Here is an 18,797-nt window from a genome sequence, read left to right as displayed (position 1 = left end):
TATGAGAGCAAAGCGATGGGTGATCGCCTCGCCGGACACCGAGCGGGTGCGGGTGCTGTCGCGGGAGACCGGCTATACACCGCTGACGGCGGCGGTGCTGTCGGCGCGCGGCATCGACACACCGCAGGCTGCGGCGGATTACCTGAGCTGCGATGCGCGAGGACTGCATGATCCGTTCGGTTTGACCGATATGGGTAAGGCAGTCGAGGTCATCCGCGAGGTAATAGATCGCGGAGAGAAAATGGTGGTCTACGGTGATTACGATGTGGACGGCATCACGGCAACGTGCACACTGGTGGATTATCTGCGCAGCAAGGGCGCAAAATGTGAATATTACATTCCCAATCGTCTGACGGACGGCTACGGTCTGACCCGTCCGGCGATGGAGCAGCTGTATGAGCAGGGCACGCGCCTGCTCATCACGGTGGACTCGGGCATTACAGCCAACGAGGAGATTGCCGTCGCACGCGAGCTCGGCATGCAGGTCGTCATTACCGACCACCACGAGTGCCACGAAAACCTGCCGGACGCGCAGGCGGTCGTGGACTGCAAGCGGACGGACGATACCTATCCGTTTTCCAGCCTGGCGGGCGTGGGCGTGGCGTTCAAGCTCATCTGTGCGCTCGAGGGCGACACGCTCTCCATGCTCGACCGGTACGCCGACCTTGTAGCGCTCGGCACGGTGGCCGATGTCATGCCGATTGTCGGTGAAAACCGCATTATTGTGGCGGAAGGACTGAAAAAGCTGTCCGTGACGGCGAATATCGGTCTGGAAATGCTGCTGCGCGAGGCGGGGATGAAGAACAGGCGGCTGACCTCCTCGACCATCAGCTATGTGCTTGCGCCGCGCATCAACGCGGCGGGCCGCATGGGCAAGGCCGAGCTGGCAGCAGAGCTGTTCCTGACGAAGGATCCGGTACGGGCACAGGCGCTTGCCGCTGAGCTTTGCGAGCAAAACAAGCTGCGCCAGAACGAGGAGAACAAGATACTCGAGCAGACGCTCACACGCCTGCGCCGCGAATACAACCCGCTTGAGGATAAAATTATCGTGCTGGCTGGAGAGGGATGGCATCAGGGCGTTATCGGCATTGTGTGCTCGCGCCTGTGCGACCGCTACGGCTGTCCGGTCGTGCTCATCTCGGTGGGCGAGGACGGCGTAGGCAAGGGCTCCGGCCGCTCGATCGGCAGCTTCAATCTGTTTGAGGCGCTTACCTCGTGTGAGGACCTGTTCGAGCGTTACGGCGGTCATGCGCTTGCCGCAGGACTGACCGTGCAGGCGGACAGGATCGAAGAACTCCGCACGCGCCTGCGCAAGTACGCGGAAACGCATGTCACCATGGCGGAGCTTGTTCCGCAGCTGCACATCGACTGCATGGTGCAGTCGGAGTGGCTGACGCAGGAGAACATCGAATCCCTGAGCGTACTCGAGCCGTACGGCATGAAAAATGCGGAGCCTGTGTTCTGCATGAAGAACATGACCGTTGAGGAGATTACGCCGCTGTCCAGCGACCGGCACGTTCGTCTGTCGCTCATCAAGGACGGCAAGCGTTTTTCCGCAATCTGGTTCGGCATCGGTGCGGGCGGTCTCGGCTTTGTCGAGGGCAACACCGTGGATGCCGCCTTTCATCTGGAGATCAACGAATTTCGAGGCCGCCGTTCGGTACAGCTGACCATCTGCGATGTGCAGCTGAGTGACTGCGAGCATCTGGCGGATCAGAAGATTCTCAATCTGTATAATACACTCATGCAGGACGGCCCGCTCACCGCAAGGGAAGCGCGTCTGCTCCTGCCCGACCGCAAGGATCTGGTTGCTGTCTGGCGGCATGTGACCTGCCGCGCGGAGGACGGACGGCTTTCCGTACCGGACGGGGCACTTTCCCGCCGGGTTGCGTGGGAAAGCCGACGCGACATTAACATCGGCAAGCTGTTCGTCTGTCTGGACGTTTTTCAGGAGTCCGGACTCATCAGCTATCATTTTAAGGAAGGCATGCTCAATATTTTGCTCAAACCCTACGAGGGCAAGGCCGATATTTCCGGATCGGTTGTCCTTGCCACATTGCAAAGTATGGCGGGGTGACACGAATGGGGGAAGGATCTATGCAAACGAAACTGGATTTTTTGATCGAACGCGTACAAAAACAAAACCCGCAGGCGAATATCAAGAAGATTCGCGCGGCATACGAATGTGCGGCCAAGGCACATGAGGGACAGAAGCGCCGCAACGGTGAGCCGTATATCATTCATCCGGTCGCTGTCGCTGAGATCGTTGTGGAGATGGGTCTGGATACGGATTCCATCTGTGCAGCGCTGCTGCATGACTGCATTGAGGACACCGAGTTCGGCTACAAGGAGATCGAAAACAAATTCGGCACGCCGGTCGCGGAGCTGGTGGACGGCGTAACCCGACTGGGCATGCTGCGCTACTCCAAGGAGCAGGAGCAGTTCGAGGACCTGCGCAAGATGTTCCTCGCCATGGCGAAGGATATCCGCGTTATCCTCATCAAGCTGGCCGACCGACTGCACAATGCCCGCACCTTCCAGTTCCTGCCCGAGCGCAAGCAGCGCGACAAGGCACTGGAAACCATGGAGATTTACGCGCCGATCGCGCACCGTCTCGGCATGAGCCGCATCAAGTGGGAGCTGGAGGATCTGTCGCTGAAGGTTCTCGACCCCATCGGCTATAACGAGATCGTTGAGGGCCTCAAGGCCCAGAGTGAGCAGCATGAGGAATTCCTGCAGGGCATTCAGGACCGCATCAGCACCAAGCTGAAGGAAGCGAACATCCACAACACGATTTCGGCCCGCGTCAAGCATATTTACTCGATCTACCGCAAAATGTATGCCCAGCACAAGACCATCAACGAGATCTATGATATCTGCGCCGTGCGCGTCATTGTCGATACCGTGGCGGACTGCTACAACGTGCTCGGCTACGTCCACGACCTGTACAAGCCGATTCCGGGCCGCTTCAAGGACTATATCTCCACACCGAAGCCGAACGGCTATCAGTCGCTGCATACGACGGTCATCGGCCGAGCAGGCATCCCGTTTGAGGTGCAGATTCGTACCGTAGAGATGCATAAAATGGCGGAATACGGTGTTGCGGCGCACTGGAAGTACAAGCAGGGTCTGGACAAGAAGGGCAACGAGGAAGCGTTCGCGTGGATTCGCCAACTGCTTGAAGCCCAGCAGGACACCGAGGCCGAGGACTTTATCAAAAACATCAAGGTTGACCTGTTCGCGGACGAGGTATTCGTCTTTACGCCCAAGGGCGATGTGGTCAACATGCCGGCAGGTGCAACGCCGATCGACCTTGCGTATGCGATTCACTCGGCAGTCGGCAACCGCATGACCGGCTGCAAGCTGAACGGCCGTATCGCACCGATCGACAGCCAGCTGAAAAACGGCGATATCGTTGAGATCCTGACCTCCAAGGAGGCACACGGTCCGAGCCGTGACTGGGTGAAGATCGTCAAGACCACCGAGGCGCGCAACAAGATCAAGCAGTGGTTTAAGAAGGAATGCCGCGAGGAAAATATCGTCAACGGCAAGGAGGATCTCGACCGCGAGCTGCGTGCCAACCTGCTGTATAACGGCTTCTATGAGAACGAAGAGGTGCAGAAGAACACGCTCAACAAGTTCTCGTTCAACACGGTCGATGAGCTGTACGCGGCCATCGGCTACGGCGGCATTATGCTGACCAAGGTCATCAATAAGGTCAAGGACGATGTCGGCAAGCTGCGCCGCCAGCGCGAGCAGGCCGAGCGTGCCGCGCATCCGCAGAACGAGCAGCAGCAGCGCCGCCAGAATAAATCCAGTGACGGCGTTGTTGTCGAAGGCATTGATAACTGTCTGGTCAAGTTTGCCCGCTGCTGTACGCCGATTCCGGGCGATGAGATCGTCGGCTTTGTCACCCGCGGCTATGGTGTTTCCATCCATCGCCGCGACTGCGTGAATGTCCATATCGAGGAAGAGCCCGACCGCTGGGTCCGTGCCTGGTGGGATGAGGATATGGCGGCCAATGCCGGTCATGTCAATAAGTTCTCCACCGGCCTGCAGATTTCCACGCGCAACCGTATCGGTGTGCTGAGTGACGTTACGCTGGCGTTTGCGTCCAGTAAAATTAATGTGCACGAGATTTCCGCACGCGACCTCAACGACGGCTACGGCGTTATCAACGCCATGGTTGACGTCACGAGCGTCCATCAGCTGGATAATATGATCAGCCGCCTGCGTTCCATCAAGGGCGTCGTGGATGTCACCCGAACGGTTGATACGAATTGATAATTGATGATTGAGAATGGAAAATGAGACGCGGAAAGCGCTTGTGCCTGCGCGTTTCAGGCTCCCCTAAAAGGGGAGGCATTGGCTGGTGCAGAAGGTTTACAAAGGCTCGATGGGTCATCGAGCCCCACGATGTATCTAACTGGTATCATCAAAGGAGTTGCGCGGCACTGCTATGCCGCGCCCAGCGTAGACCCCAATTGGATGTAGCAGTACGGTATCCGAAATGCGAATAAGTGGATACCATGCGGAAGAAAAAATCCTCTGCCGTTCCTTTCCTGCTTGCGAAGTCTACCATCTGCACTCAAGGTATCCCAAAAAGGAAATGGGAGTCCCAAGAGGGTAGAAACCATTGGTGTCTACCCTTTTGGAACCCCAGCCAAGGTTTGGCACCCATTCCAAATCAAAAAAATCAACAGATTAAATTCAAAACTTACTACGAAAAGAGGAAAAATAATGCGGGCGCTGGTACAGCGAGTCTCCCACGCGTCGGTGACGATCGACGGCAGACTTCACGGGCAGATCGGACAGGGCTTCCTTGTCCTGCTCGGCATCACAGACGGTGATACCGTGGACGATGCGGTTTATCTGGCCGATAAAACAGTTAAAATGCGTGTATTCACAGACGAAAACGACAAAATGAACCGCTCACTCGCGGATGTCGGCGGCGGTCTGCTCATCGTGTCGCAGTTCACGCTCTACGGTGACTGCCGCAAGGGCAACCGCCCGAGCTTCACGAGCGCTGCCCGTCCGGAGACCGCCATCCCGCTGTATGAAGCATTCATCGCGCGCTGCCGCGAGAGCGGCCTGCCGGTCGAGACCGGCGAGTTCGGCGCGGATATGAAGGTCGATCTATTGAATGACGGCCCGGTAACGCTGTGGATGGACACCAAGGACATGCGGCATTGACAAGATAAACCTGTTCCGTAGGGCGGGGCACTCCAGAGTGGCTTCTCTTGCCTATCGACAATTCACCTTCTGCCCTCACCCTGCGAAATAAAACAATTTACACTGACTTACCACGGCGGGCTGAGGGCAGCCCGCCCTACGAAGAAGGCTTAAATGCCGAAGAAAGGGTATAACTAATGAAGTTAATGCAACTCTGTGTGGGCATGGTCCGCACGAATTGTTACATTGTATATGACGAAGCAACCCGCGAAGCCGCGGTGATCGATCCGGGCGACAATGCCAAGTCGATTTTGCACGCGGTAAACGAGGAACAGCTGAATGTCAGGTATGTGCTGCTGACGCACGCGCATTTTGACCACATTCTGGCGGCGCACGAGGTGCTCGAGGCGACCGGCGCGCAGTACGTTGTGCCGGAGAAGGACACCTGGCTGCTGAGCCGTGACAACATGGGTCAGTTCCGCGGACTGGCACGCAGTTATGTGCAGGATACGCCGGATATTCTGGCGAATGAGGGCACCGAGGTGACGTTCGGCGGCATGACCGCGACCTACATGGCAACGCCCGGTCACACGCCCGGCTCGTCCGTCATCAGGATCGGCGACTGCCTGTTCACCGGCGATACGCTGTTCCGTCACGAGTGCGGCCGCTGCGACCTTGAGGGCGGCGATTTCTCCGCCATGCTGCGCTCTTTGAAGCGTCTGCATGACCTTGACGGCGATTACAAGGTATTCCCCGGTCACGAGGGCATTTCTACGCTGAACGAGGAACGCGCATACAATCCATATATGCTGCAGGCGATGGGAAAATGATCTATACACTGGAAAATCACGAACTGAAACACGCGGTAGAGGAAATGCTGTTTCATCTGCTGCCGACTGAAACGCTGAGCAGGGCAGATTCGGTCGAGCAGCTTACCGAGCCGTACTGCCGCAGCATTTTGACTGAGGAGAACGGCGAAGCCGCCGCGCGTGCGATCGTCTGCATGGACGGTGTAACGCACGAGGCGGAAAAGCACGCGTCCGTCGCCGGACTGGCAACGCTGGACTACAAGCGCACCATCACCGAACTGGTGAAAACGACCGTGTACGACGCGGTCGTGCCGTTCCTGCCGCAGGCTCCGGTCTGGGGCAGCCTGACCGGCGTGCGTCCGGCCAAGCTGGCGCGCGGCATGATCGAGCGCGGCATGACGCGCGGCGAGGCGGCGGTCGAGCTGCGCGAGCACTTTCACGTTTCGCCGGAGCGCACGGCGCTGACGATTCGTGCAGCCGCAACCGCGATGGAGATGGACAAGACCATCGGTGAAAACGATATTTCGCTGTACGTCGGTATTCCGTTCTGTCCGTCGAGGTGTTATTACTGCTCGTTCGTATCGGCAACCACGGCACAGTCCGGTAAACTCATCGAGCCGTATCTGGACACGCTCTGCCGCGAAATCGAGGAGACAGCCGCGCTTGTCCGCGCAGCGGGCAAGCAGGTACAGAGCGTCTACATCGGCGGCGGCACACCGACCACGCTGGACGAGCATCAGCTGGCACGACTGCTGTCGGCGCTCGAAAATCACTTTGATTTTTCACATTTGCGTGAATATACTGTGGAAGCGGGCCGTCCGGATACCATCACACCGGAAAAGCTGCGCGTGCTCAAAAGCGCGGGCGTTGGCCGCGTGAGCATCAACCCGCAGAGCATGAATGACGCCGTTCTGGCTGCGATCGGCAGAAAACACGGCTCGGCAGACGTGCTCCGCGCGTTCGAGCAGGCACGGCAGGCCGGTTTTGACGAGATCAACATGGACCTCATCGCGGGTCTGACCGGCGACACCGCCGAGACTTTTGCACAGACTGTGGATACTTTGCTGCATCTTTCGCCGGAGAATATCACGGTGCATACGCTCGCCATCAAGCGCGGCGCTGATCTGACCGATAAGGCGGCTGCCGCCGCACAGCGCGAGACCGTTTCTCAAATGCTGGACGGTGCCGCACATGCACTGCAGAACGCAGGCTACGGCCCGTATTATCTCTACCGGCAGAAATTTATGGCAGGCGGCTTCGAGAACGTCGGCTGGTGCAAGCCGGGCACCGAATGCTTCTACAACGTGAGCATGATGGAGGAGCTGCAGACCATTCTGTCGCTCGGTGCAGGCGGCGTTTCCAAGCGTGTCGTGCGCGAGACCGGCTGGATTGAGCGCGCGAACAATCCGAAATATCCGCTTGAGTACATTCAGGCGGCAGACAGACTGGCCAACGGCAAGAAAAAGCTGCTGTTCCCCAAGAAATAATCAGGATAGGGAAATGAGTGAGTAATTCCGTAAGAAGGGACTGTCTATGGCAGAATACACACTGAAATACATCAATCACCGCGCCGAATGTGACGCGGAAGCCTTTGTGAACGACTGCGAGGAGCACTATCATCGTCAGCTGCATCTGGTGGCTGACCAGATCGCCGCGAACTGCAAGCGCAAGCCGGTCGTGCTGCTCAACGGTCCGTCCTCATCGGGCAAGACCACCACGAACGACCGTCTGGGCCGCATTCTCGAGCTGGCGGGCATTCACGCGCACATGATCTCGATGGACGACTATTACCGTACCTCGGGCACCTACGACATTCCGTTTGACGAGGAAAACGGCGTCAATGACCTCGAAAGTCCGGAGTGCATGGATCTGGATCTGCTCCGCGACCACCTGACGCGTCTGGTGGCAGGCGAGGAAATCATGGTGCCGCGCTTCAACTTTGAAACGCGTACCTCGCATCGCAACGACCGTCCGGTGCAGCTGCATAAGGACGAAATTGTGATGATCGAGGGCATTCACGCGTTCAATCCGGTCATCATGGGCGATCTGGAGAAGCATGCGACAAGCGTCTATCTTTCGGTGGCGAGTGTGCTGTTTACGGACCGCAACGTCCGCGTTGAGCCGCACATGCTGCGCTTTCTGCGCCGCGCTATGCGCGACAGCCTGTTCCGCAGCTCACCGGTGGAGTACACCTTAAAGCAGTGGAACTCGGTGCGGAGAGGCGAGAGACTGTATATTTCGCCGTACCGCGGGCAGGCTGATCTTACGGTGGACACCTATCTGCCGTACGAGACCAACATCCTCATGCAGTACCTGAGCGAAAAGCTGCAGGGCGAGGAAAAAATGCTCGAGCAGGCCGACCTTGCACCGCTCAGCGCGATTCTGGATAAGGTTTGGCCGATCGACTACAAGCCGTATATGCCGGAGGATTCGGTTCTGCATGAGTTTATCGGCTGAAAAGTGTCCGGATTCTTGCTTTTTGGCAGGGTATGAAGTATAATGGCAATACCACATAATTGAAACTGCGGCGTTTTGCGGAAATTTTCCCGCAAATCGCCCTTGTTCCATTACGCAATATTACCATGAGACCGGAAACGGAGACATTCCGTCGGAAGGAGCGACAAGCTATGGATATGAAAATGCAGGCGTTTCTCGATAAGGTAAAGGACATGGCGGATAAGACCGGCAAGGTCTCCCGTCATGCGGCAGGCGTAGCCGGTAAAAAGGCGAACGACCTTGCACTGGCGACCCGCATCAATCTGCAGATTTTCGATCTGAATACCGAGTGCGAAGCACTGTACAAGGAAATCGGCAAGCTGGTGTACGATCTGCACCGCGGTGCAGAGGTCACCAACGAGGAAATGGACGAAAAGATGGCGCAGGTCGATGCCAAGCAGGAAAAGCTGGCCGCGCTGCGCGACAAGCTGGCGGAAATGCGCTCGGTAACGGCGTGCCCGCACTGCGGCAAACCGTGCGGCAAGGATGACGCATATTGCTCGTCCTGCGGTGCAGAGCTGTAACATAATACGGTTTGATGCATCATATTGTAATATCGGGCAAGGGCAGCTATGCCCATTCTGATCAAAGGAAGGGGCGTACGGCGTTTGCAACGTAAAAAACAGAATTTCATTCAGGGTGCGTTCATTTTGATGCTGGCCAGTCTGCTGGTCAAGGTGATTGGCGCATTCTTCCAGATACCGCTGCTCAACATGATCGGCGGCAAGGATTCGCCTGCGTTCGGCATGTTCAGCGCGGCGTACCGCGTGTACACGGCGATGCTGATGGTCTCGACCGTCGGTGTTCCGGCGGCGCTGGCGAAAATGGTCGCAGAGGCCACAGCCCGCGGCAGAGAACATGAGGTGCGGCGTACCGTCCGTGTGGCGGGAAGCATTTTCATTCCGCTCGGCGCGGTCTGCTCGGTCGTGCTGTTCCTCGGCGCGGGCACGTTTGCATCCTGGATCAAGAGCGCGGATTCCCGGCTGGCGGTTATGGCCATCGCACCGAGTGTGCTGATGGTTGCTGTTCTGGCGGTGTTCCGCGGCTATTATCAGGGCCGCTCGAACATGGTGCCGACGGCGGTTTCGCAGGTGATCGAGTCACTCGGCAAGCTGTTTATCGGTCTTGGACTGGCGTATTACGCGGTTCAGCATAACTTTTCCGATCAGGCAGTCGCGGCAATGACCGTCCTCGGCGTTACCATCGGCGAGGTGGCTGCCGCTGTTTACATGCTCATTCAAGGTGCGATCACGCATCGCAGCAGCTCGGCAGTGCACGCGCTGGACGACAGCGTGCGTCCGGCGGGCCAGCTGGCGAAAACGCTGCTCAGTCTGTCCATTCCGATCACGATCAGCTCAGCGGTTATGAGTCTGACCGACCTGATCGACGTGGCGCTGATTTCCACGCGTCTGCAAAGTCCGGCGGTCGGCATGACGGCAAGAGAAGCAATGTCCACCTACGGCATTTACACCGGTCAGGCCATCAACTTCTTCAACCTGCCGCAGACGCTCATCACCGCACTGGCGGTCAGCGTGCTGCCGACCATCGCAAGCGCACGCGCAGCGGGCAACCATGCCAAGGTCTCCAAAACACTGGGTACCACGCTGCGCATGACGGTTATCATCACCCTGCCGGCCGGCGCGGGCTTCATCATGCTCGCCGGACCGATCCTGCGCATGCTGTACTCGCAGGGCACGGAGCTTGGCGGTGTGCTCATGGGTCTGCTCGGCTTTGCCGTACCGGCGGCGGCACTTGTGGCTGTCACCAACTCGACGCTGCAGGCGTTCGGCCGTATTGACCTGCCGCTTGTCTCGATGTTTGCAGGCGCGGTTGTCAAAATGCTCGGCGACTATTTTCTCATCGGCAATCCGGCACTGAATATCATGGGTGCGCCCATCAGTACGGCGCTCTGCTACTGGCTGATCGCGGTCATCAACCTGTTCCATATCAGGCGTTTGACGGGTTCGCTGCCGCCGATCGGAAAAACGGTCTGCCGCCCGCTGGCGGCCACCATCGGCATGGGTGCGGCGATTTTCATTGTGCAGCGCGTGCTGAACGGTGCGTTGAGCGCAGCTCCCGGCACCATGCCTGACAAGCTGATCACGCTCGCGTGCATCGGTGTGGCGGTTGCCGTGTATGCCGTTCTGCTGCTCGCGCTCGGTGCAGTCGAGCGGGATGATGTTCTGCTGCTGCCCAAGGGCGAGAAAATCGCAGATATTTTACATCTAAAGTAATCAGGAAGTGCAAAAATGGTTGATTTTGAAATAAAGGATTGTTACAAGTTCGATGATCTGCTTCGCATTATGGAAATCCTGCGCGCGCCGGACGGCTGCATGTGGGACCGTGAGCAGGATCATCATTCCATCCGCCGCAACTTCATCGAGGAGACCTACGAGGTCTGTGAAGCCATCGACGACGAGGACACCGAGCATATGAAGGAAGAGCTTGGCGATGTTCTGCTGCAGGTGGTATTCCATACCCAGATGGAGAAGGAAAAGGGCACATTCGACATCGACGATGTGGCGGACGGCATCTGCAAAAAGCTGATCTTCCGTCATCCGCATATCTTCGGCAATGTCGAGGTCGCCTCGTCCGAGGAGGTCCTCAGGAACTGGGATGACCTCAAGCGCAAGGAGAAGCATCAGGAGACTGATACGCAGGCGCTTGAAAGCGTAGCAAAGAGCCTGCCGAGTCTGATCCGTGCAGAAAAGCTGCAGAAGAAGGCGGCAAAGGTCGGCTTTGACTGGGATAACGTGAAGGATGCACTTGACAAGGTGCAGGAGGAGCTTGACGAGGTCCGCCGTGCCATCGACGGCGACGGCGATACGGAGGAGGAGATTGGCGACCTGCTGTTCGCGTCCGTCAACGTGGCGCGTCACCTGAAGATCGATCCGGAGGCTGCCGCCGAAAAGACCTGCAACAAGTTTGTCAGCCGCTTTGCGGAGATGGAGTGTCAGGCGACTGCCGCAGGCAAAAAGCTGGCTGACCTGTCCCTTTCCGAGCTGGACGCACTGTGGGACAGCGCAAAGCACGAGGAACACGCATAAGGAGCAAAACCATGAAGAAAAGCGAACTGGTGACGCTGGTTGCAGAAAAGACCGGCTTTTCCAAGAAGGACACCGAAAAGACGATCGACACCGTGTTTACCGCCATTGCGGATATCATGGCAGCTGGTGACAGGCTGCAGATCAGCGGCTTCGGCACGTTTGAGACCAAGGAGCGCGCAGCACGCACGGGACACAATCCGCGTACCGGCGAGGAGATCAATATTGCAGCGGCGACCATGCCGGTGTTCAAGCCGGGCAAAGTTTTGAAGGATAAGGTAGACGGAAACAAGTGAGATTAGACAAGTATTTGAAGGTATCCCGCCTGATCAAGCGCCGCACGGTGGCGAATGATGCATGCGATGCAGCGCGCATCACGGTCAACGGCAAGCCGGCCAAGGCTTCATATCAGGTGAAGATCGGCGATGTGATCGAGATCGCATTCGGTCAGCGCACGATGAAGGTGGAAGTACTGAATATCGCGGAGCATACGCTCAAAGCAGATGCGTCTGCGCTGTATAAGGAACTGTAAACCGAACATAACGTATCCCGCTCTCGCATATATTGCAGAGCGGGATACTTTTTTGCAGTCAGGAGGGGAGTTATATGGCACAGGAGGAACGAAGCCGTGAAATGCCGCACAGTGTCATTCTGGAGGGGAGAGAGAAGCTGACCATTTCCGGTGTGACCGACGTGCACAGCTTTGATGAGGAACAGGTGCTGCTCGAAACCGTGCGGGGCATGCTGGTCGTGCGCGGTCAGGGACTGCATGTAGAGCGGCTGCAGCTCGAGGCCGGAGAGCTGATCATTCAGGGTGAGATCGGCCTGCTCGAGTACGACGACAGCGTGCAGCCGCGCGACAGCCTGTTCCGGCGGATATTCGGCGGGTGAGCGGCCATGCCGGTGTTTACGAACAGCCAGCAGGTCACGCTCGTGCTGCAAAGCATGCTGCTCGGTGTCGGGATCGGGGCGGTGTATGACATGCTGCGGGCACTGCGTCTGCATTTCCGGTGCGGATGGGCAGGGGCGGCGCTGCTCGATACGTTGTTCTGGGCGATCGTGCTGGCGGCTTTATTTGAGTTTGGGCTGATCGCGGCCGCCGGTCAGCCGCGCGGCTTTGTGCTTTTAACGGCGGCAGGCGGCATGGGATTGTACTTTGCGGCGCTGAGCGAAACCGTGCTGGAGGCGATTATGCGGCTCCTGCAGGTGCTTGCAAAGCTGAGACGCGCCGTATACGGCCTGCGGATGCACTGTCAAACGGTGGTAAAACAGCGGTGCAGTTCGGTAAAAATTCGGTTTTTGACGAAAAAATTTGAAAAAGACTCTTTTCTTTTTCGCAGAAAAGGTATAAAATAAAACTTGTATCAGTCTGACGCGCAAGCAAACGATATGAGGTGAGCAGATGACAAGGCGCACGCGGATGATCCTTATCAGGGCAGCGGTAGTGGTGTTTCTGCTTTACGCGGTCGTCAATGTGGTAAACCTGCGCACGCAGATCAAGAGCAAGCGGGATGAACTCGCGTCTCTGACGTTGCGGGTGGAGGAATATCAGAAGGCGAACGAGACGCTCCGGCAGGAAATGCAAAGCGGCATTTCCGAGGAGGATATCGGAGAGATGGCGCGGACAGAACTGGGTTATGCGGAACCGGGCGAGCGTATTTTTGTAGATACGTCCAGCCGGTAAAAGGGAAATAATAACGGAGGCAAAACAGCTTATATGGATTTGGCAGTGGGAGCAATCGTAGAGGGCAAGGTAACCGGCATCACCAAGTTTGGTGCATTCGTTGCGCTGCCCGAAGGCAAGTCGGGTATGGTGCATATTTCGGAGGTCGCTTCGACTTTCGTAAACGACATCAAGGATTTCCTGCAGGAGGGCCAGCAGGTCAAGGTAAAGATCATCAATATTGATCAGGCAGGCCGTATCAATCTGTCGATCAAGAAGGCGCAGCCGCAGGAGCCGCGTCAGCCGAGACAGGAGCGCCGTGAGGGCGGCTTTGCGCCGCGTCAGCCGCGTTTCCAGCGTTCGTCCGCACCGCGCGGACGTGTGCAGCAGGCACCGAAGGACCCGTCCACGATGAGCTTTGAGGATAAGCTGAAGGCGTTTATGTCGGACAGCGAAAGCCGTCAGGCCGATGTGCGCCACGCAACCGATCGAAAGAACGGTTCGCGCCGCCGCAGATAAAGAAGAAAACCGAGGGAAACCTCGGTTTTGCTTTTATATGCCGGTGCACGAAGCGTCGGCAGGGCTTTTCGGCACTGGCTGTCCGGTGCACATGAACTGCGTAAGCGTGTTCGCCCTGACGGGGCGGCTCCTTTTCTGCACCGACCCAGCGGGGTGCGCGAACTGCCGCAGGCGGGTTCGCCCTTTCCGGGCGGGAAGTTTTCGCTGAACCTCAGAGGGGGCGACGCCGTACCCACGGCGGTGGGCAAAAAGGAAGGACAACCTGCGGTTTTCCTTCCTCTTTGAACTCCTACCTTTCCCATGGATAGTCTTGCGCAGATTGCCGACATGTGACCGCTGCGAAATAGGGGAACGGCAGTCGGGTTACTGCAGCGTGACTTTCTCCGCCTTTTCGCAGTTCACAGACAGCGTACTGCTACACAGGTGGGTTCATCTAAGCAGGCGCGACATAACAGTGTCGCGCAACTCTTTAACGCGTTATACCGCATGGCACCTGCGAATTAGGCGTTTGATACAATTTATCTTCGTAGGTGCTATCTATTATAACGCGCTTACGATTTGCGCGGCACTGTTATGCCGCGCTCTGCGCAGAGTAAACCGTATGTGTAGCAGAACGGTATCTGGCACTGCGAATATGTCGGGATAGGGGAGCACACTGTGCTCCCCTACGGTAGAAAAACTCCTCTGCCGTTCCCCCATTTCGCAGCGGTCACATGTCAGCAATCTGCGCCAGACTATCCAAGGGAAAGGGGAGAAAATCAGAGGGTGGAAACCGCAGGTGTCTACCCTCTTGTGCGCCCGCGCGGCGTCAGCGCAAATCCCCCGCCGCGGGGCGCGGCACGTTCCCGCCGCCGTAGGCGGCGCACTCCAGCTGAGGTTCAGCGAAAAACCCACCGTCCGTTAGGGGCGAACCGCCTGCGCGGTTCGTGTGCACCAGACAATCGGTGCAGGAAGAGGTACTGCCCGGACAGGGCGTATTGCTGCGCAACTCGCGTGCCCAGCATAGTTTGTGCTGAAAAAGAAGCGCAGCTCCTGCTTTTGCGCAAAAAAGCGCGCTCTTCCTTGCGAAAGAGCGCCAAAAGTAGGATTGTGGGGATAAAGATATGAACGGTGCATGGCGGCTTTCCCAACCGCCATGATAAATATACCATAAATTGCCATATATGTCAATAGCTTTTTTGAAAGAGGTTCTGAATGAATCAAACACTGATCAAAAATATCAACATTTGGACGATGGATGAGCGTGATTCTCGCTTTTTCGGCTGGATTCTGCTCGAAAACGGCAGAATTGCCTCGATGGGCGAGGGAGAAACGCCGGACTGCGAAAGCGTCATTGACGGCGAGGGCGGCGTGCTGACCCCCGGCCTGATTGACATTCACTCGCACATCGGTCTTTACGAGGACGGTCTCGGCTTTGAGGGCGCGGACGGCAACGAGGATACCGATCCGGCGACGCCGCATCTGCGTGCACTGGACGGCGTCAACCCGTTCGACCGCAGCTTCCGCGAGGCACTTGAGGCCGGTGTGACGGCTGCCGCAGTCAGCCCGGGCAGCGCAAACCCCATCGGCGGACAGATTGCGCTGCTCAAGACGGCAGGCCGCCGTGTGGACGATATGATTCTCAAGGCGCCGCTGGCGATCAAGTTCGCGCTGGGCGAGAACCCGAAGTCGGTCTACCACGACAAGGACGAAACGCCGGTCACGCGCATGGCAACCGCGGGCATCATCCGCGAGGAGCTGTACAAGGCGAAGGAGTATTTCTTGCGCAAGGCGCGTGCGGAGGACGATCCGGAGCAGGACGAGCCGGATTTCGACATCAAGATGGAAGCGCTGCAGCCGCTTCTCTGGGGCAAGGCCGAGGCACATTTTCACGCGCACCGTGCGGACGATATCTTTACCGCACTGCGCATTGCGAAGGAGTTCGGTCTGCGGGCCGTCATCATTCACGGCACGGAGGCGCACCTTGTGGCCGACCTGCTGGCTGAGGAGCACGTTCCGGTGGTCAGCGGCCCGTACATGACCGACCGTTCCAAGCCGGAGATCCGCAACCTGTCGGATGCCGCGCCCGGACTGCTGTGCAAGGCCGGAATCGAAACCGCCATTACGGTCGATCACCCGGAAATTCCGCTGCGGCTGCTGCCGATGGCGCTTATGCTGGCGGTGCGTGCGGGTATGGATAAAACGGACGCGCTGCGCGCGGTCACATCGGTACCCGCGAAAATTGCGGGCATGCAGGACAGAATCGGCAGCCTGAAAACCGGTTTGGATGCAGACTGTGTGCTGTGGAGCGGCGATCCGCTGGATATTGCAACCCAGGTGCAGGCTGTTTTTGTAAACGGTGCACCGGAATATAGGAGGACAAAATGAGGACGATTGAGGTTTCGGAAGTAACCAAGCTGGTGCGTCAGCTGTGCATTGACGCCAACTACTATCTGCCCGCAGATCTGCGGCAGGCGTTCGTGGATGGTCAGAACGCGGAGGAGTCTCCGCTCGGCAAGACCATCTTCGGTGAAATGATCGCCAACTGCGACCTTGCACGCGAGAACAACGTGCCGGTCTGTCAGGATACGGGCATGGCGATCGTGTTCGCGGAGATCGGTCAGGACGTGCATCTGACCGGCGGCTCGTTCGAGGATGCAGTCACCGAGGGTGTCCGCCGCGGCTACATTGACGGCTATCTACGCCTGTCGGTGGTCGGTGATCCGCTGCGCCGCGAAAACACCAACGACAACACGCCGTGTATCCTGTACACCTCGGTCATTCCGGGTGACAAGGTGAAGATCACGGTGGCACCGAAGGGCTTCGGCTCGGAGAATATGACCCAGATGAAGATGTTCACGCCTGCCGCTACCAAGGCGCAGATCGTGGATTTCATCGCGGATGCGTGCATCCATGCCGGCTCCAACCCGTGCCCGCCGATCGTTATCGGTGTCGGTCTGGGCGGCACGAGCGATAAGGCGGCATATCTCGCCAAGCGTGCGCTGCTGCGTCCGGTCGATCAGCACAACGCCGATCCGCTGTACGCCGAGATGGAGCAGCAGATTCTCGATAAGGTCAACGCATCCGGTGTCGGCCCGCAGGGACTCGGCGGCACGGTTACCGCTCTTGCCTGCGCCATTGAGCCGTTCGGCACGCATATCGCCGGTCTGCCGTGCGTGGTTAATATTTCCTGCCATGTTACCCGTCACGCAGAGGGCGAGCTGTAAGCAACCTTGACAAGAGATTGTAAAACATCTTGGGAAATATGCTGAACAAATTGTGAACTTCTGAAAAATTGTTGGACAAGTTGCATAGGTTGTGCTATACTGAAGATAGCAAAAACCCAATACCGTTTCCGTCACACCACGGCGGCCGCGGATAAAGCCATCAAAGGCGGTTTACGCCTGTTAGGAGATGATTTTATGAAGTTCACTATCGTCGAAAGAAAAATCAAGATCGAGGACGAGCTGCGTCAGTACGCACTGCGTAAGGTAGAAAAGCTGGATCGCTACTTCCAGCAGGATTCGGATACCACGCTTACATTCAGCGAGCTGCGCGGCAAGCAGACGGTCGAGATCACGGTGCGTCAGGTTGGTCTGGTTGTCCGCGCCGAGGAAACGACGACTGATATGTATGCTTCCGTAGACGGTGCCATCAGCAGTATCGAGCGCCAGATCCGCAAGCATAAGACCCGTCTGGAGAAGCGCCTGCGTGAGGGTGCATTCGACAAGATGGCAGAGCAGAAGGCCGCACTGACCGAGGAGGATTTCGATGTAGTACGCCGCAAGCGCTTCGACGTAAAGCCGATGAGCGTGGACGAGGCTATCCTGCAGATGAACCTGCTTGACCACCAGTTCTACTTCTTCCGCAACGCCGACAACGACAATATCCACGCCGTTGTTTACAAGCGTGCGGCAGGCGGTTACGGTCTGATCGAGGGCGAAGAGTAAGCGCTGCTCTAACAATACAAAGTGCATTACATAAGGACCGGCGGCGCTCTGCCGCCGGTCTTTTTCGGTCAAAAAGGGGAGAAACGAATGAATTTATGTGATATTGAGACAATTCGAGCGGTTCTGGGCCGTCATGGCTTCCATTTTTCCAAATCGCTCGGACAGAACTTTCTGACGGACGAAAGCGTGCCGCGCCGCATCGCGGAGATGAGCGGTGCTGCCGAGTGCGGCAACGCGGTTGAGGTCGGCCCGGGCATGGGCTGCCTGTCGGCGGAGCTGTGCCGGCGTGCGGATAAGGTCGTAGCGGTCGAGCTGGACCGTGCGCTCATGCCAGTTCTGGCAGAGACGCTCGCGGATTATGATAACTTCGAGGTCGTGCACGGCGATGTGCTCGAAACCGACCTTGCCGCGCTCTGCAAGGAGAAATTCGGTGACGGAAAGGCGATCGCGTGCGCCAATCTGCCGTATTACATCACCACACCGGCAATTACGGCGCTGCTCGAGAGCGGCACGTTCGAGCAGGTGACGGTCATGGTACAGAAGGAGGTCGCGCAGCGCATCTGCGCAGAGCCGGGCACGGCGGCGTACTCGGCGTTCTCGATTTATGTGCAGTACCACGCCAAGGCGGAAATCCTGTTTGATGTTCCGGCGGACTGCTTTGTGCCCAAGCCCAAGGTGGATTCGGCGGTGCTCAAGCTCGTGCCGCTCGACAAGCCGGCGGTTGAGACTAAGGACGAGAAGCTGTTTTTCGCCCTTGTGCGCGCAGCGTTCAATATGCGCCGTAAGACGCTCGTGAACGCGCTCGGTCCGGTGCTCGGCTCGTCGATGAGCAAGGAGGAGATCACCGCACTCGTAGAAGCAGCCGGTCTGGATGCCCGCGTTCGCGGTGAACGGCTGAGCCTTGCAGAGTATGCGAAACTGGCAGATCTCGCGGCGGAAAAGCTGCAGTAAATTTTGATTTGTGGGTTTAATCAACCTGTACAGGCTATCGTAGGGGCGGACCGGTGTGTCCGCCCTTTTCCGTGGTGGGCGATCGGTCAGATTAGGGCGCACACATTAGTGCGCCCCTGCGGAACGTGTGCCGTTGGTGTTCATTGGTGCAAACCGGAGAGAAACGGCGGGATGACCCCATCCCGCCGTTTACCGGCTATACCTAATGGAATAC

General features: G+C 57.6%; 19 protein-coding genes. All 19 read left to right on the top strand.

Going from position 1 to position 18,797, the window contains the following annotated elements; translation table 11 throughout:
* Nucleotide 1: 1 nt before the first annotated feature.
* The 19 genes from recJ (at nucleotide 2) to rsmA (ending at nucleotide 18,583) form a co-directional block, all read left to right on the top strand.
* Nucleotides 2-2,077 carry a single-stranded-DNA-specific exonuclease RecJ gene (recJ, locus tag DW088_RS04235; RefSeq protein WP_118359759.1) on the top strand — a complete coding sequence of 692 codons (2,076 nt, stop codon included), beginning with the start codon at nucleotides 2-4 and terminating at the stop codon, nucleotides 2,075-2,077.
* Nucleotides 2,078-2,097: 20 nt separating this feature from the next.
* Nucleotides 2,098-4,284 carry a RelA/SpoT family protein gene (locus tag DW088_RS04230; RefSeq protein WP_118359757.1) on the top strand — a complete coding sequence of 729 codons (2,187 nt, stop codon included), beginning with the start codon at nucleotides 2,098-2,100 and terminating at the stop codon, nucleotides 4,282-4,284.
* 456 nt (nucleotides 4,285-4,740) lie between these two features.
* Entirely contained in the window at nucleotides 4,741-5,193 is a 453-nt protein-coding gene (gene dtd / locus DW088_RS04225; RefSeq protein ID WP_118359755.1) for a D-aminoacyl-tRNA deacylase, read from the top strand.
* Nucleotides 5,194-5,369: 176 nt separating this feature from the next.
* Complete coding sequence (locus DW088_RS04220) at nucleotides 5,370-6,002, top strand: MBL fold metallo-hydrolase (protein ID WP_118359753.1); 633 nt, start codon at nucleotides 5,370-5,372, stop codon at nucleotides 6,000-6,002.
* Entirely contained in the window at nucleotides 5,999-7,468 is a 1,470-nt protein-coding gene (gene hemZ, locus DW088_RS04215) for a coproporphyrinogen dehydrogenase HemZ (protein ID WP_118359751.1), read from the top strand. The genes DW088_RS04220 and hemZ overlap by 4 nt, the downstream gene beginning before the upstream one ends.
* 46 nt (nucleotides 7,469-7,514) lie before the next feature.
* Entirely contained in the window at nucleotides 7,515-8,438 is a 924-nt protein-coding gene (locus DW088_RS04210) for a uridine kinase family protein (protein WP_118359749.1), read from the top strand.
* 170 nt (nucleotides 8,439-8,608) lie between these two features.
* Nucleotides 8,609-9,001: a zinc ribbon domain-containing protein gene (locus DW088_RS04205; protein WP_117751371.1), complete on the top strand. Its 393-nt coding sequence runs from the start codon at nucleotides 8,609-8,611 to the stop codon at nucleotides 8,999-9,001.
* A gap of 84 nt (nucleotides 9,002-9,085) precedes the next feature.
* Nucleotides 9,086-10,711: a putative polysaccharide biosynthesis protein gene (locus tag DW088_RS04200; RefSeq protein ID WP_158574605.1), complete on the top strand. Its 1,626-nt coding sequence runs from the start codon at nucleotides 9,086-9,088 to the stop codon at nucleotides 10,709-10,711.
* A gap of 15 nt (nucleotides 10,712-10,726) precedes the next feature.
* Nucleotides 10,727-11,524, top strand: a complete 798-nt coding sequence (gene mazG, locus DW088_RS04195; RefSeq protein WP_118359745.1) for a nucleoside triphosphate pyrophosphohydrolase — start codon at nucleotides 10,727-10,729, stop codon at nucleotides 11,522-11,524.
* Between the two features lie 11 nt (nucleotides 11,525-11,535).
* Entirely contained in the window at nucleotides 11,536-11,817 is a 282-nt protein-coding gene (locus DW088_RS04190) for an HU family DNA-binding protein (protein WP_118359743.1), read from the top strand.
* Nucleotides 11,814-12,053, top strand: coding sequence for an RNA-binding S4 domain-containing protein (locus DW088_RS04185; protein WP_116704678.1), 240 nt, complete (start codon nucleotides 11,814-11,816; stop codon nucleotides 12,051-12,053). Before DW088_RS04190 ends, DW088_RS04185 begins: the two co-directional genes overlap by 4 nt.
* A 74-nt stretch (nucleotides 12,054-12,127) precedes the next feature.
* Nucleotides 12,128-12,412 (top strand): sporulation protein YabP, encoded by a 285-nt coding sequence (gene yabP / locus DW088_RS04180; RefSeq protein ID WP_110435242.1) that lies wholly within the window; start codon nucleotides 12,128-12,130, stop codon nucleotides 12,410-12,412.
* A 6-nt stretch (nucleotides 12,413-12,418) separates the two neighbouring features.
* Nucleotides 12,419-12,877 carry a spore cortex biosynthesis protein YabQ gene (gene yabQ / locus DW088_RS04175; RefSeq protein WP_118359741.1) on the top strand — a complete coding sequence of 153 codons (459 nt, stop codon included), beginning with the start codon at nucleotides 12,419-12,421 and terminating at the stop codon, nucleotides 12,875-12,877.
* 46 nt (nucleotides 12,878-12,923) lie between these two features.
* A complete protein-coding gene (locus tag DW088_RS04170; protein WP_110435240.1) occupies nucleotides 12,924-13,205 on the top strand; it encodes an FtsB family cell division protein in 282 nt (93 codons plus the stop codon).
* 33 nt (nucleotides 13,206-13,238) lie between these two features.
* A complete protein-coding gene (locus DW088_RS04165) occupies nucleotides 13,239-13,703 on the top strand; it encodes a S1 RNA-binding domain-containing protein (protein ID WP_110435239.1) in 465 nt (154 codons plus the stop codon).
* 1,194 nt (nucleotides 13,704-14,897) lie between these two features.
* On the top strand, nucleotides 14,898-16,070 hold the full coding sequence (locus DW088_RS04160; RefSeq protein WP_118359739.1) for an amidohydrolase: 1,173 nt from the start codon (nucleotides 14,898-14,900) through the stop codon (nucleotides 16,068-16,070).
* Nucleotides 16,067-16,909, top strand: coding sequence for a fumarate hydratase (locus DW088_RS04155; protein WP_118359737.1), 843 nt, complete (start codon nucleotides 16,067-16,069; stop codon nucleotides 16,907-16,909). Before DW088_RS04160 ends, DW088_RS04155 begins: the two co-directional genes overlap by 4 nt.
* Before the next feature lie 195 nt (nucleotides 16,910-17,104).
* The gene (gene hpf / locus DW088_RS04150) at nucleotides 17,105-17,632 is read left to right on the top strand and encodes a ribosome hibernation-promoting factor, HPF/YfiA family (protein ID WP_118359735.1); all 528 of its coding nucleotides are present in this window, start codon (nucleotides 17,105-17,107) and stop codon (nucleotides 17,630-17,632) included.
* Between the two features lie 87 nt (nucleotides 17,633-17,719).
* The gene (rsmA, locus tag DW088_RS04145; protein ID WP_118359733.1) at nucleotides 17,720-18,583 is read left to right on the top strand and encodes a 16S rRNA (adenine(1518)-N(6)/adenine(1519)-N(6))-dimethyltransferase RsmA; all 864 of its coding nucleotides are present in this window, start codon (nucleotides 17,720-17,722) and stop codon (nucleotides 18,581-18,583) included.
* Nucleotides 18,584-18,797: the final 214 nt, after the last annotated feature.

Origin of the sequence: Butyricicoccus sp. AM05-1 (assembly GCF_003474415.1) — a bacterium.
Lineage (GTDB): Bacteria > Bacillota > Clostridia > Oscillospirales > Butyricicoccaceae > Agathobaculum > Agathobaculum butyriciproducens.
This window is presented reverse-complemented; position numbering and strand designations above follow the sequence as displayed.